Consider the following 13,838-nt stretch of genomic DNA (forward strand, 5'->3'; position numbering starts at 1 on the left):
TACCTGATTACCTGATTACCTGATTACCTGATTACCTGATTACCTGATTACCTGATTACCTGATTACCTGATTACCTGATTACCTCTTTAGGGGGCGATTCATGAAGTGGTTGATAACTATTGTCAAAAATAGATAGGTTATCTTTGTTGTGTTTTTGTTGGAGTTTTGTGTGCGGCTTTAAATTCATAGTCTGACAATATTACAATAGATGTCCTTTATATGAACTTTATTTATTTCATGATCTCGCTTTATGTTTCATTGTTTGCTTAAGTTATTGTTTTCTATGTGTTTATAAAAAAATTTATACAAATCAAAATGTATTTGATGTGCATCAAACGAGTCGTTAATTTGTTCGTCAAGCAAAAGCGGAATGCGGCTTTCTGCACAGACGACAAGGACGTATGTAGTTGTGCAGTTGAGGTGTAGCGGGAACTACCCCTGATGCGGTGTGCTGCTTTTGCTTATTTAAATAAACCTGAAGAGGCACAGTTTATTATTGGCATGACTTCTCATCGGCTTAATGAGAGACGAGCGCCAGCAGTTGCTGTGCAGTATATCGCGGCATCACTTAATATCGTGACTCCAGCATGATTGGAGTGATGCAGTACAACACACGTTAATGTAGGTATAAACGAATGAAAGCTAATAAGATTCTGGTTGCTATGGGTGTTGGTTCCATGCTGCTGTGCGGCTCCGCTTTTGCTGCTGGTGGTGCCGGTTCCGGTAAAGTCACTTTTAACGGTGAAATCATCAACGCTCCTTGCTCTGTAGCCCCTGAGTCTGTTGACCAGGTAGTTGAAATGGGCCAGATCAGCACCAAAGAGCTGGCCAACGGTGGTGAGTCCAACTCCAAGCCGTTCAGCATCAAGCTGCTGAACTGTGAAATCTCCGACGCCGAAGATGCTGTCAAGGTGACTTTCAGCGGTGCCAAAGACCCGGTAGATTCCAGCCTGCTGGTGATCGGTGGTGGTGACGCCGCTGGTGCCGGTATCAAGATGACCGCTCCGGGTGGTGCTCCGATCGTGCTGGGTACTCCGACTTCAGCCTTTACCCTGGTTAATGGTGATAACGAACTGCCGTTCAGCGCCGTGCTGAAAGGCTATGCAAAACAAGACACCAACCCGCTGAAAGCCGGTGCTTTCACTGCAGTGACCAACTTTACTCTCTCCTACGAGTAATAGAGTGCCTTAACGTGTGACAAGGGTTGTGGTGGTGCGAGCCACCACAACTTCACACATTCTGTTTCCTCACATCGAACCCTAATCATGAAAACTTCAATGATGGCGGCCATGGTGCTGCAGCTGGTGATGATGGCGGGATCAGTCCACGCCAACGAACTCACGGATGGACTAGCCGAATCGGGCTGTACGCTGAAGGTGCTGCGCAGCATTCCGCTGCAGGCTCAGCAACCGGGTACGTTGAAAATCAGCGGTTGTCAGGTTGATGGGGCGACGGTGGCATCACTGCCTTTTATTTCCATGTCCGTGCGTGGTGCCATGAGCGATGAGCTGGGCATTCTCAATAACGGCCAATATCACAAGGTATCCGGTGAGCGCTTTATTGTCTCGGATATCGTCAACAGTGATCTGGAATTCAATTTGGGGCTCATCAGCAGTCAGCTGTTTCTTCCGGACAGTACGACGCTGTTAGAACTCAATTATATGTAAGCAAACCAATTGCTTAGTGTAGATACCTCATTACGTGAGACCTTTATGCAATTCCTAGAGTGAAAATATGAGCGTTTCAACATCAGACTCTGTGAGAAAAAAACATTATTCAAAAATGGCTTTTATGCTATGCGTGTCCGGCCTGATGGCGGTGGCAAATCACGCATGGGCAGAAACGGAGTTTAATATTGATGCGCTCGATCTGGATGATCGGACCAAGATTGACCTCTCCCAGTTTGCCGACGAAGGCTACATCCTGCCCGGCGACTACTACCTCGAGATCGAGGTCAACAAGAACAAGCTGCCCCTGCAGAAAATCCCTTTCTACGAGAGCGATACTGGCAAGGGAAAGGGTGGGGTAGCCTGCCTGCCGCAAGAGGTGATTCCCAAGCTGGCGCTGACCGACGAGGCCATCGCCAAGATCGATACCTGGCACGATGGTCAGTGTGCCAACCTGTTGGCGCTGGACGGCGTAGTGATCTCGAACGATATCGGTAACGGCTTGCTGCGCATTGCCATCCCTCAGGCGTGGATGAAGTACAGCGATCCCAACTGGATTCCGCCCGAGCAATGGGATGAAGGGATCCCGGGGATGATGCTGGATTACAACATCAATGCCCAGGTCAACGAAGGCGATGGTTACTCCAATCACAACATCAGCAGCTATGGTACGCTGGGGTTCAACTACGGCGCCTGGCGTCTGCGGGGTGACTATCAGGCCAGCTCTTACTGGGGTGATAATGAGCGGACGTCGACCGAGCTGAACCGTATCTATGCCTATCGTCCGCTGCCGAACATGGCCGCCAAGCTGACAGTGGGTGAGCAGCAGCTCAACTCCCAGTTAATCGATGGTTTCCGCTATACCGGCGTCAACCTGGCCAATGACGAGCGCATGCTGCCGCCTAGTCTGCAGGGTTATGCGCCGGAAGTGAGCGGTATTGCCAAGACCAACGCCAAGGTCACTATCTCCCAGTCCGGCCGGATCATCTATGAAACCAACGTGCCGGCGGGCCCGTTTCGCATCCAGGGGCTGGACAGCTCGGTGCGCGGCCGCCTTGATGTGCGGGTAGAGGAGCAAGATGGCAGTGTCAATTCGTTCCAGGTAGACACGGCAACCGTTCCCTACCTGACTCGCCCTGGCTATGTCCGATACAACCTGGCGGTTGGTGCACCTTCCGAACAGACGGATTCGGTGCACGATGTGCACGGCCCTGCCTTTGTGACCGGTGATTTCTCCTGGGGGGTGGCGAACTCCTGGTCGCTGTACGGCGGCAGCCTGATTGCGGGTGAATACAACTCCATGGGATTGGGTATCGGTCGTGACCTCTATGCCTTCGGCGCTATTTCCGCCGACCTGACCCAGTCCATCGCCAAGTTGCCGGGCCTGTCGACCAAGATTGGCCAGTCGGTACGGGTGAACTACGCCAAGCAGTTTGATGAATACAACAGCTCGATCACCTTCGCGGGTTATCGCTTCTCCCAACATGACTTCATGACCATGTCGCAGTTCCTCAATAACAAGGATCGGTTGGAGAACAACACTACGACCTCGAATGATGACTACAACACCTGGGGTGACAAGGAGCTCTACACCATCACCGCCAACAAGACCTTCTGGGCGGAGGATGCAGCCAAGGCGCTGACTGTTTATCTGGACTACACCCACCGAACCTACTGGGATCACGAGGCAGAGGATCGCTACGGCCTCACTATCAACAAGAACGTGAACATCGGCAGCTTCAAGGATGTTTCCGTCTATGTGTCGGCCTACAAGACCAAGACCGAGAACTACGAGGATGACAAGAGCGTCATGTTGACCCTCAGCGTGCCAATAGGGGACAGAAAGAGCGCGGGATACAGCGTACAGTCCTCCAACGGCAAGGTGACTCACCTAGCCACCTATCAGGACTACAGTCGACCGGATGATACCTATCAGTTGGGGGCGGGCGTGCAGAGCAATGGCCACGCCGTGGCGCGGGGTTACTACAACCACAACAGCGACATCGGAGCTGTCAGTCTCAATGCCTACAGCGTGCAGAGCGAATACACCTCGGTTGGTGCCAGCCTGCGTGGCGGTCTGACGGCGACCCAGCACGGTGCAGCCCTGCACCAGGCGACTCGTCGTGGCGGTACCCGTATGATGGTGGATACCGATAATACCTCCGGCATCTCTTTCAACAATGGCCGCGCCGTGACCAACCGCTTTGGCGTCGCGGTGATCAGCGACATGACCGACTATCGCAAGAGTGACACCCGGGTCGATGTGGATCAGCTGAGCGACGACATCGATGCGATGAATGCCATCAAGCAGGGGACCCTGACCGAGGGCGCAATTGGGTATAATGCTTTCGAAATTGCGGAAGGGTTCAAGCTGCTGGCCAATGTCAGACTACCCGATGGCTCAGTGCCGCCGTTTGGTGCCACCGTCGTCAAGGATTCCGGCCGTGTGCTCTCGGTGGTGGATGAAGATGGCCTGGTCTATCTGACCGGGGTGAAACCGAATGAAGCGTTTGAACTCTCCTGGGGCGGGGCCCGCCAGTGCAAGATAGTGGCGCCGCAACAAGTAACCGATCTGTCGATGAAGACTCTCACTTGCAAGTAATGGGATACCGATGAAAAAGCTGCTCTCTTATATCTGTTTGGCTGCGCTTGGCATGACCTCACTCAACGTCAGTGCCGCCATTGTGCTGGATCGTACTCGTGCCGTTTATCCGGGCGGCGCAAAGTCCATCAGCCTCAACATCAAGAACGAGAACCAGAAGCTGCCCTACTTGGCGCAGGCCTGGATTGAAGATGCCCAAGGCCAGAAGATCTCTTCTCCCTTCGTGGTGCTGCCGCCGGTACAGCGGGTGGATGCCAACCAGAAGTCCATCGTGCGCATCGCCAGTGTGCCGGCCATCGACAGCTTGCCCAAGGATCGTGAGTCCATCTACTACTTCAACCTGCGCGAGATCCCGCCCAAGAGCGAGAAGAGCAACGTGATGCAGATTGCCGTGCAGTCCAAGATCAAGCTGTTCTACCGCCCCGAGGCGATCCTGCCCGAGCGCGGTGCCATCTGGCAGGATCAGGTGCTGATCAGCAAGCAGGGCAAGGCCCTCAAGGTCAACAATCCGACCCCTTACTACATCACCTACGTGGGCCTAGGTCATCCACAGGGCAAGGAGCGGACCACCATCAAGGGTTTCTCTGCCTTTATGGTTGCCCCCAAGTCAGAGCAGACGGTCACCATTCCGGAAACACTGGGAAATGAATTTGTGATCAGCTACGTCAATGACTACGGCGGATATATGGACATCAAATACCAGTGTGCAGGCAATGCCTGTAAAGCCGTGAAGAGCGAGTAAGGCCTATGCTACGTTCCATCTTCTGTTCAAGTCTTATGCTGTTTGCAGGAACGGCATTGGCAAATGGCTATGTGACGCCTAATCCAACCCATGATTACTATATATCGTTGGACAAGGCTGACATTCAAAACAGACCTGGTTTTACTACCAAGGCATTTGAGTGGAATTTGGGAGGGCAATACTCAGGTATCGTTACCTGCCCAGATAGAAGCATTCCGCAATCTCCAGTGTACTATAAAGCAACAATGACGGATGGCTTGCCTCAAGCTGGTGATGGTTTTGTAAAATTAAATGACTTTTTGGATATGAAAGTCGAAATTTGGATAGCCGGTTGGAAGAAAAAATTTGTTACAGCCCCATTTCCGAATGAAAGTAACGATTACCCAAATTACTCTTGTACTAAAGGGAAAGAGACAAGAATAAATAATTTCGAAAGCGGTAGCCGTGGAAAGGTAACTTTTCGCGTGAGAAAACAAATAATTAATGGTGTGCAAATTTCAGATCGTCAAGTGGTAGAAATGTATGGCCGTTTGGGGTCTACCACTACAGATTTTAATAATTTGCCAATGTCTCGAATTACGATTACATCTGCAATATTATATGTTCCTGAAGAGTGTGTGATTAATGGTGGGCAGACTATTGAAGTAGAGTTTGGTGATTTGCCGGGATCAGGATTGGATGGAAATAACTTTGAAAAGACGGTTCCTCTGACATTTCAATGCCGTGGTGGTGTTTTCGAAGGGGATGCTTTGAAGATCAATCTTGGTATTTCTGGAAAACCAACCTCTTTCAGTCAAGACTATCTGCGGACAACTCGGGATGGCTATCAAGGTGGAAATGTTATTTCCGATTTAGGGATAAAATTCAAACAGCTGGATGGTTCTCAGCTGAAATTGAATACCTTCTATCCGGTTTCCATGCAGGGAAATATCGGTGATTGGGGCTTTATCGCTGCACCGGTAACCCCGACAGGTGCAGATATTCCGGCGGGCGATTTCTATGCGACAGCCACCATCGTTGCCGAGTTCCAATGAGGAGATGTTTTATGCTACGGACATTGTGGATAGGCTTGGCGCTGTACCCGTTGTGGGGGGTAACGGCAGCCCCCCGTGCCAGCAATGATCTGGAATTGCTTGGCAATACGGTCCATCTCCATGGCAGGATCATCGATCAGCCCTGTGTGGTTTCTCCTGAATCCCTTGATCAGGAGGTCGAGATGGGGGTAGTTGATGTGAAGGAACTCTATGCCAACGGAGTCGCGGAGCTAGTGCCGTTCTCCATTCGTCTGACCAATTGCAAGCCGGGTATTTTCCGCATGGCCAAGGTGACCTTTACTGGCTCGCAGGATACCGAACTAAGCGGCGGATTGGCATTCACGGCTGGGATTGCCAAGGGGGCAGGCATCCGCCTGTATGACGTGGCTCAATCACCTCTGAATTTGGGTAGTGCCTCCCGCGGCTATCTGCTGGGTGGTGCGGCAGATAATGAGCTGCAATTTTTTGCCAGGGTCGAAGGACATCCAGCGGCATTGACCGCCAAGAACATCCAGCCTGGCGACTATTCTGCCGTCGCCAATTTCATCGTTGCTTATGAATAAACTCAGAAGTCATTGCGCTGGATGACTTTTGTATTGCCATGGCTGGGCCAGGTGATGACGCCACCTAGATAACTGGAAAGGTAAATACCTCCGGGCAATTGAATGAACTTGGCTTTTTGTTTGGGGGGCGTTAGCGCCGCGACCAGAGTGGCGACCAGAGCGTTATTGGTCAGCGCCTGCTGGTCAATGAAATTGACAATGGTATTTTTTATCTCAACCGAAATATCGCCATTATCCCGCTCCAGATCCCCAACAGAATCCAGATTGAACAGCGTCTTTCCCTGATTGTCAGTGGCTATCACGGTGGCCACTACTATTTCTCTGTTCATGGTCACAATATATTTACTCTTTCTGGTCATTTCTACCCAGTTGTCTGGTGCCTGACAATCTCTGTGATATCTGACTGTGGTTTCTTGATTATTGTAATAGTTGTTGGAAACATTATTTCCCTGCTGGTTCATGGTTGTGATAACGCATTGAACTTCTTCGGCCACAGGGTGACCGCTACGCAACAGGAAGATATTTTCGGATAATTTCCTGCTGCTATTGTTGATGGAAAAATAGCTGATGGCTTCTTTTCCAACCAGAATTGAAATCTGCTCATCAGCTTTACGTGAAACTGGTTTTATCAAGGGCGTCAGTGAATCTATTTTCACATTCAGTGCTTTTTCCGTCTCGCTGGTCATATAGAGAGAAATCTGACCTAAATTGATAGTGCGTAGTGTATTTGCTGTCGCATAGTTATAAATGACGAGGGCTAGTGAAGTCAGCGAGACCAGCAGCAATGCAAACAGCAAAATACGCTTTGGGCTGAAATATCGGTCATATTTGCGGCGAGTATATTGCCGCCTAGCTTGAGGTGCAGGGGAAGGCGTCGGCGCATGAATTTCTTCCGCTGGTGCTGGCTCTTCACTTTCCCCTGCGAGCTCAATCGGAGCACAAAACATATAGCCAACCCGTGGAATGGTATCGATCGCATCCATTAAGCCGAAGGATTCCAGCTTTCTTCTCAACGAGAGTATCTGCCGGTTCAAATTGGTATCGGTATTGTCCTGATTTGGCCACAAGGCATCCTGCAGTTTGCTTCTTGGAATGACAGTGCCTGCCTCATCACACAGCATTTCGAGTAGCTCGGCTTCCTTGTTGCTGAGCTTGATGTCCTTGTCCCCTTTCGAGATTCGGAATATTGCAGCGGAGAAAAAGATATCCTCTGCAATTTTATAAATTCTGTTACTCATGTGTGACTCGTCTTACTGCCAAGGAGAGCATTTTACCACCACGCAGTCTTTGTTCAAATAATGATAAATCGTCAATTTCGTTTATTATCATATAGTTAGCTTTCCTACTAAATGCATGGTGGAGGGTATGGTACTACAGCCAATTAATTTGGTTCAAAAAATGTGCAAAAAAAGGCCGTTTATGTAATCGTTCTCACTTATTCAGACTGAGGAGGAGGATTTTGATACCACCAGCATTTTATTTTGAGCCATATGTGTATTTGGATGGCCCCGTGGCGTCACTTTTTGTCGCATGAATAATTATTGCGACCTAATGATATTCTGAAATTGTTTCCGCTGTGGCTTGAGATTACCGCCAAGATCGGGCCAGGGGAGCCAGTGGTCGGGCACCATAAAGCCGGGCAGGGTGCTGCGGATCCAGGCAGCCAGTTCGGAGTCGGGAACCGGCTCGCCGTGCCAGTCGATAAAGGCGGCGGGGCGTTGCCCCCACTCGTCGCTCGGTACCGGCACCACCAGCGCCTGGGCGATGGCGGGATGATCTACCAGTCGCTGCTCTATGGTTTCGGGCTGGATGTTTTCGCCACCCGAGATAAAGAGGTTATCGAGACGTCCCTCTACCAGCAGTTCCCCTGCCGCAGTGAACCTCCCCTTGTCGCGGGTATGAAACCAGCCTTCGTCATCGAGGGGCAGTTCCAGCTCGCCATCTCGGTAGTAACCGGCAAACAGGGTGGCGCCGCGCACGCAGATCTCCTGCTCCCTGATGCACACTTCCCGTCCTGGTAGCGGTTTGCCAACTATGCCTGCATCGCCGGGGATAGCGGTGCAGACCTGGCTCCCCATCTCGGAGAGACCATAACTCACCTTGGGTTCGAGCCCCATGGAGCAGAGGCGGCTCACCAGCGGTTGCGGGATGGCGGCGCCACCGAGCAGCAGCTCGCGCAGGCGGGTACGGGCGGGATCAAAACCCTCTGCCAGCAGGCGCCAGAGCTGGGTTGGCACCAACGAGAGGTGAGTGATGGGCTGGCACTCCAGCCGCTCCTTGAGGGAGCGTTCACGTTGATCCAGCACCAGAGTTGCACCCGCCAGAAAGACCCGAAACAGGATGGCGTAGCCGCCCACATGGAACAGTGGCAGGGAGAGCAGCCAGCCGGACTTCTCATCGAGGGGAATGAGGGTGGCAGAGCCGCGCGCCGAGGCAAGGTGGTTGCAGAGCCGGTGCACCACCGCTTTCGGCGTACCGCTGGAGCCCGAGGTGAGGATCATGTTGTTGAGCTGGGTCGATTCCAGCGGCCATGTTTCCTCGCTTGCCGGCAGTTCGTGCGTGAAGTCGAGCTGCAAGGGCTGCCAGTTGCCTGCCGGGATCTCCCCTGCCGACCAGAAGGCATCGGCATCGAGTTGTACCGCCAGTTCGCGCTGCTTTTCGAGAGGAAAGGCGGGGTTGAGCGGGCAGAACACCACACCGCTGCGCACGCAGGCCCACGCCAGCAGCACATCTTCCAGCGCACCGCGCACCACCGCTGCCAGATGATCGCCACGACGCACTCCGGCTTGTTCCAGCTGTTGGCACAGGCTGTTGAGGCGGGCATCGAGTTGGCGGTAACTGAGGGGGGAGACTGCGTGGATGGCAATGCGGTTCGGGGCTGTGATTGCCCGGTGGCGTACCGGGCAAGGTGTCTGTTCGGGTGAACGGGAGGGGTCAATCACGGTAATACAGTTGCTCCAGTCGGCTCAGTTCCGGCTTGCCATTTTCCCCCAGCAAGTTGCCTGCCATCCAGCGGCGGGTATCCAGACCCGGCGCCTGTTCCGGCGCCCATTCGCCCGCCAGATGAAAGAGCTGGTTCAGGCCCAGATCCGATTCGAAGCAGGAGGAGAGGATCACCTTGAGCCGCAGTTCGCGGGCGCGGGCGATCAGCGCTTCGCAGTTGGCGAGTGAACCGAGCAGGGTAGGCTTGAGCACCAGCGCGCGCAGTTGCGGGATCGGCTCCCACGGCTTGCCTTGTGCCAGCAGTTCGTCCAGCGCCACCGGCATGCCGGTGCGGTTGGCGACAAAGGCGATGTCGGCAAAGTCGGCGCAGGGGTCTTCCAGATACTCGATGCGATTCGGGTCGAGGTGGCCGCAGAAGGTCCACGCCTCCTCGCGGGTCCAGCCCTGGTTGGCATCCAGCACCAGCTTGAGGGAGGGAAGGCGGTCGCACAGCAGGCGGATCAGCGCCAGCTCGTCACGCATCGGGTAGCGTGCCACCTTCAGCTTGGCCTTGCCGGGCGTGCGGTGCAGCCACTCTTTCCAGTTGCGCAGCAGCTCCTGGGGGGAGCCTTGAATGAGGGGATAGGGCTCCGGCAGCGGGTTGCGCTGCTCCGGCCATGTCCGGCGCGCGCAGTCGAGGCCAAATTGCACCGACGGCAGCACGGGGTTCGGGGTGTCGCCAGCGGCTAGGGCCGCCAGCGTGGCAAGGGCTTCTGCCTCTGCTTGTTGCAGGCTCTCTTTCGAGAAGCCGGGCAGGGGGGCAATTTCCCCCCAGCCGTCGTTGATGCGCACCAACAGCCCCTCTCGCGCCACCTCCACCTTGCCGTGAAAGGTCAGTGGCTGGGTAAAAGGCAGTTGATAGCGATACAGGGCTAGTGTCATCAGGGGTTCCGCTTGTATTTGGAGAAGTCGGGGCGACGCTTTTCGTTGAAGGCGTTGCGGCCTTCCTGACCCTCTTCGGTCATGTAGAACAGCATGGTGGCATTGCCCGCCAGCTCCTGCAAGCCCGCCTGACCATCACAGTCAGCGTTGAGGGCGGCTTTCAGGCAGCGCAGTGCCATCGGGCTGTTTTGCAGCATCTCGCGGCACCAGCGCACGGTTTCGCGCTCCAGATCCGCCAGTGGCACGACGGTGTTGACCAGACCCATGTCGAGGGCTTGCTGGGCATCGTACATGCGGCAGAGGAACCAGATTTCGCGGGCCTTCTTCTGGCCGACGATACGAGCCATGTAGGAAGCACCCCAACCGCCGTCGAAGGAGCCCACTTTCGGGCCGGTCTGGCCAAACTGGGCGTTGTCGGCGGCGATGGTCAGGTCACACATCATATGCAGCACGTGGCCGCCACCGACCGCGTAGCCCGCTACCATGGCAACCACAGGTTTCGGGCAGGTGCGGATGTCGCGCTGGAAGTCGAGCACGTTGAGGTGGTGAGTCCCCTCGTCATCCCGGTATCCACCGTAGTCGCCACGGATCTTCTGGTCGCCGCCGGCGCAGAAGGCTTTCTCGCCAAAACCGGTCAGGATGATGGTGCCGATCTGATCGTCATAACGGGCATCGGCCAGCGCCTGCAGCATCTCTTTGACGGTGCGGGGGCGGAAGGCGTTGCGTACCTGGGGACGGTTGATGGTGATCTTGGCAATGCCATCGTTGGACTTGTGATAGAGGATGTCCTCGTAACCGGCGGAGCAATCCTGCCATTCAACAGGTGCATACAGTTCAGCTTCCGTCATTGCTTCAATCATGACTCGTCTCTTCTTGTTGGTTGACCCACTCCGCGAGGAGTCGGGCAAAGTTATCAGGCTGATGGGCGTGCAGATTATGGCCGCCATCAAGCACCAAGTGGTTGATTCTGCGATCCTGGTTCGCCAGCTGGCAAGCCAGCTGATGGAATTTGTGATCCCGCTTGCCACTCACATAAGTAACCGGCAGTTGGCTCGCCATGAGCCAGGGGGCGAGATCCGGCTGCTTGCCTAGCGAAGTGGCACGCAGCATGGTGGCGATGCCCTGACCGTCGTTGCCAAGGCGGCGGGCGATCTGGCGGGCCCGGGCCGCATCGTCAAGATCGGCAAACACCCCTTGCAGGTACCAGTCAGCCAGCACGTCAGCCAAGGGCTCCCGCTCGAAGCGCCGCGCCCACTGTTCATCGTGCTGGATGCGGGCGGCCCGTTCACAGGCCGGTAACCCCGGGTTGCAGTTCTCCAGCAGCAGCCCCCGCAGTCCGGCGGGCTCGCGGCTGGCGTGATAGAGGGCCAGTCGCCCGCCCAGCGAATAACCCGCCAGCAGATAGCGTTCAATGTTGCGGCTGGCCAGCTCGGCTATCAACCACTGGTGGCTCTGCTCAAAGTCGCTGACGTTGAGAGCGCTATGCTGACCATGACCCGGCAGATCGAGGGCGATGCAGTGGATGGCGGGCAGCCGGTCAATCACCGGTTGCCAGTCGCCGCTATCCCCCAGCAGACCGTGCAGCAGCACCAGCGGCACATTGGCATCTTTATTTACCACGGATGGCGGCCCCCAGCGCCTTGAGATCATCGGCCACCTGCTCGCTCGGTACCCGGATCTCGATCAAGGTAACGCTATGTTGGAGGGCGGCGCAGTAATCCTGTTCGAACTCGAGCAGGGTAGTCGGCGCCCGATAGGCGAGGCCAAACATGGCGGCGGCATGTTCAAAGCTGAGACCGTGGGGCAGCCGGTAGTAGCTCTCCAGCAGCTCCCCTTCGGTGGGCACCGGCAACATACGAAAGATGCTGCCGCCATCGTTGTTAAGCAGGATCACCACCAGCGGTCGGCTCGCCTTGCTGAGCAGGGCCAGGCTATTGAGATCGTGCAGGGCGCTGAGATCGCCAAGCAACAGGGTCGTTGGTTGGTCGTTCGACTGGGCAAACCCGTAGGCGGTGGCGATCAGGCCATCGATGCCGGAGGCGCCACGGTTGGTCATCACCCGGCTCGGCCCCTTGCCCGTTTCGCCGAGCATATCCATCAGTCGGGCAGGCATGCTGTTGCCGACAAACAGTTGTCCTTCGATCAGGCTGTTGAGGCAATGGCAGACCCCGAGTTCCGAGAAGTGCTCGCAGGCAGCGGCGATCTGCTGGCTGGCGTTGTGCTGCCGCTCGGCCAATGTGTGCCAGGGGGCTTGTGTGGTGACCGGATGGGCCGTGGCAAAGGCGCTGGCACTGCAGAGCAGCCGGTTGCGCAGCCGGTAGTCGGGATCCAGCCGCGCCGGTTGCGGATCCACCAGCCAGTAATCCTGCCATGAATGGTGCTTGATGAACTGGCCGAGCCGCTTGGAAACAAGCCGCGCGCCAAATTGCAGCAGCACCTCGGCGCGGCCCAGCTCGGCGACGAATTCAGGGTCGTTGAGCGCCATATCCATATGGATGAGGTTGCGGCTGTCGAAGCGGATCTGGCTCTGCAGATCTGCCAGCAACGGCCAGCCAAGTTGCTCTGCCAGTTCGGCGACCACCTGTGCCTGTTCGGGGTCAGTGATCCTGCCGGCGACAATAATGCCGCGCTGTTGGCGAAAGGTTTCCCACTCCGCCTGAGGTGGGCAGGTCGGCTCACTTTGCTGCCACGGGCTCCAGGGCTTGTGCGAGCCGAGCCAGTCACCGAGGGGGGCCAGATAGTCGGAGAAATCCTGATAGTGCTCGCCCGGATAGAGGGGCTCGGGGTACATGCAGTTGAAGTGCACCACCCCGGGAGTGAGTGCCTGTTTGGCCAGCGCCTGATCCACCGAACTCAGCACAAACGCCGCCGGAATGGTCGGGGTGGGGCTCGGCAGGTTCTGCTGATAGACGGGGTAGCGGCCGAAGATCCCCTGCTGGTCGATCGCCTGATTGGCGCCGTTGTCGATAAGCTCGTGAGGGCGATCGGCGGAGAGAATAATCAGCGGCACGCCGGTGAGCTGGGCCTCTGCCACTGCGGGCCAGAGGTTGGCCACCGCGGTGCCCGACGTCATGATCACCGCCACCGGCCGGTTGCTCCCCTTGGCCAGCCCGAGTGCCAGAAAGCCGAGACCGCGCTCGTCAAAGTGCAGGTGACGACGAAAGCCCTGATGGGCGGCGGCGGCCATGGTCAGCGGCGCAGAGCGGGAGCCGGGGGCCAGCGCGATGTCGCGCACCCCGAGGCGAAAGAGCTCCTCCAGCAAGAGGGAGGACCAGACGTGGTTGAAGGTGGCGTGCTGGCTCGAAAACGGTGTGCAGGCAAACTCTTCGCTGGCAGGCTCTTTACGGGTGGGCATAGGGGCTCTC

12 protein-coding genes are annotated in these 13,838 nt (G+C 55.6%); 6 read left to right on the forward strand and 6 right to left on the reverse strand.

What is annotated here, in order from left to right; translation table 11 throughout:
- Positions 1-636 precede the first annotated feature (636 nt).
- From NOM06_RS07485 to NOM06_RS07510, 6 genes are all read left to right on the forward strand, one after another.
- Positions 637-1,179 carry a fimbrial protein gene (locus tag NOM06_RS07485; protein WP_026034942.1) on the forward strand — a complete coding sequence of 181 codons (543 nt, stop codon included), beginning with the start codon at positions 637-639 and terminating at the stop codon, positions 1,177-1,179.
- 99 nt (positions 1,180-1,278) lie between these two features.
- Positions 1,279-1,668: a hypothetical protein gene (locus tag NOM06_RS07490; RefSeq protein ID WP_335865372.1), complete on the forward strand. Its 390-nt coding sequence runs from the start codon at positions 1,279-1,281 to the stop codon at positions 1,666-1,668.
- 67 nt (positions 1,669-1,735) lie between these two features.
- Entirely contained in the window at positions 1,736-4,270 is a 2,535-nt protein-coding gene (locus tag NOM06_RS07495; protein WP_370688911.1) for a fimbria/pilus outer membrane usher protein, read from the forward strand.
- 10 nt (positions 4,271-4,280) lie between these two features.
- Positions 4,281-5,012, forward strand: a complete 732-nt coding sequence (locus NOM06_RS07500; RefSeq protein WP_159144406.1) for a molecular chaperone — start codon at positions 4,281-4,283, stop codon at positions 5,010-5,012.
- A 5-nt stretch (positions 5,013-5,017) separates the two neighbouring features.
- Complete coding sequence (locus tag NOM06_RS07505) at positions 5,018-6,046, forward strand: fimbrial protein (protein ID WP_108541502.1); 1,029 nt, start codon at positions 5,018-5,020, stop codon at positions 6,044-6,046.
- Positions 6,047-6,057: 11 nt separating this feature from the next.
- The gene (locus tag NOM06_RS07510) at positions 6,058-6,609 is read left to right on the forward strand and encodes a fimbrial protein (RefSeq protein ID WP_255910869.1); all 552 of its coding nucleotides are present in this window, start codon (positions 6,058-6,060) and stop codon (positions 6,607-6,609) included.
- 2 nt (positions 6,610-6,611) lie between these two features.
- On the opposite strand, the gene NOM06_RS07515 is transcribed toward NOM06_RS07510, so the two are convergent.
- The 6 genes from NOM06_RS07515 to menD all read right to left on the reverse strand — a co-directional run bounded on the left by NOM06_RS07515 (position 6,612) and on the right by menD (position 13,828).
- Complete coding sequence (locus tag NOM06_RS07515; protein WP_005354938.1) at positions 6,612-7,847, reverse strand: winged helix-turn-helix domain-containing protein; 1,236 nt, start codon at positions 7,845-7,847, stop codon at positions 6,612-6,614.
- 300 nt (positions 7,848-8,147) lie between these two features.
- Positions 8,148-9,551: an o-succinylbenzoate--CoA ligase gene (menE, locus tag NOM06_RS07520; protein WP_255910872.1), complete on the reverse strand. Its 1,404-nt coding sequence runs from the start codon at positions 9,549-9,551 to the stop codon at positions 8,148-8,150.
- Positions 9,544-10,473 carry an o-succinylbenzoate synthase gene (gene menC / locus NOM06_RS07525; protein ID WP_255910875.1) on the reverse strand — a complete coding sequence of 310 codons (930 nt, stop codon included), beginning with the start codon at positions 10,471-10,473 and terminating at the stop codon, positions 9,544-9,546. Before menC ends, menE begins: the two co-directional genes overlap by 8 nt.
- Entirely contained in the window at positions 10,473-11,333 is an 861-nt protein-coding gene (gene menB, locus NOM06_RS07530; RefSeq protein WP_042081860.1) for a 1,4-dihydroxy-2-naphthoyl-CoA synthase, read from the reverse strand. Before menB ends, menC begins: the two co-directional genes overlap by 1 nt.
- On the reverse strand, positions 11,326-12,123 hold the full coding sequence (gene menH, locus NOM06_RS07535; protein ID WP_255910878.1) for a 2-succinyl-6-hydroxy-2,4-cyclohexadiene-1-carboxylate synthase: 798 nt from the start codon (positions 12,121-12,123) through the stop codon (positions 11,326-11,328). The genes menB and menH overlap by 8 nt, the downstream gene beginning before the upstream one ends.
- Positions 12,083-13,828, reverse strand: a complete 1,746-nt coding sequence (gene menD, locus NOM06_RS07540) for a 2-succinyl-5-enolpyruvyl-6-hydroxy-3-cyclohexene-1-carboxylic-acid synthase (protein WP_255910881.1) — start codon at positions 13,826-13,828, stop codon at positions 12,083-12,085. Before menD ends, menH begins: the two co-directional genes overlap by 41 nt.
- Positions 13,829-13,838: the final 10 nt, after the last annotated feature.

This window comes from Aeromonas sp. JL9 (genome assembly GCF_024436075.1).
In the GTDB taxonomy this organism is placed as follows: domain Bacteria; phylum Pseudomonadota; class Gammaproteobacteria; order Enterobacterales; family Aeromonadaceae; genus Aeromonas; species Aeromonas veronii.

What these genes read in the sequence shown, in the direction of transcription:
- menB (WP_042081860.1), bottom strand. Translation starts at nt 11,333, where the DNA reads ATGATTGAAGCAATGACGGAAGCTGAACTGTATGCACCTGTTGAATGG.
- menC (WP_255910875.1), bottom strand. Translation starts at nt 10,473, where the DNA reads ATGACACTAGCCCTGTATCGCTATCAACTGCCTTTTACCCAGCCACTG.
- NOM06_RS07490 (WP_335865372.1), top strand. Translation starts at nt 1,279, where the DNA reads ATGATGGCGGCCATGGTGCTGCAGCTGGTGATGATGGCGGGATCAGTC.
- NOM06_RS07500 (WP_159144406.1), top strand. Translation starts at nt 4,281, where the DNA reads ATGAAAAAGCTGCTCTCTTATATCTGTTTGGCTGCGCTTGGCATGACC.
- menH (WP_255910878.1), bottom strand. Translation starts at nt 12,123, where the DNA reads ATGATCTCAAGGCGCTGGGGGCCGCCATCCGTGGTAAATAAAGATGCC.
- NOM06_RS07505 (WP_108541502.1), top strand. Translation starts at nt 5,018, where the DNA reads ATGCTACGTTCCATCTTCTGTTCAAGTCTTATGCTGTTTGCAGGAACG.
- NOM06_RS07495 (WP_370688911.1), top strand. Translation starts at nt 1,736, where the DNA reads ATGAGCGTTTCAACATCAGACTCTGTGAGAAAAAAACATTATTCAAAA.
- menD (WP_255910881.1), bottom strand. Translation starts at nt 13,828, where the DNA reads ATGCCCACCCGTAAAGAGCCTGCCAGCGAAGAGTTTGCCTGCACACCG.
- NOM06_RS07510 (WP_255910869.1), top strand. Translation starts at nt 6,058, where the DNA reads ATGCTACGGACATTGTGGATAGGCTTGGCGCTGTACCCGTTGTGGGGG.
- NOM06_RS07485 (WP_026034942.1), top strand. Translation starts at nt 637, where the DNA reads ATGAAAGCTAATAAGATTCTGGTTGCTATGGGTGTTGGTTCCATGCTG.
- NOM06_RS07515 (WP_005354938.1), bottom strand. Translation starts at nt 7,847, where the DNA reads ATGAGTAACAGAATTTATAAAATTGCAGAGGATATCTTTTTCTCCGCT.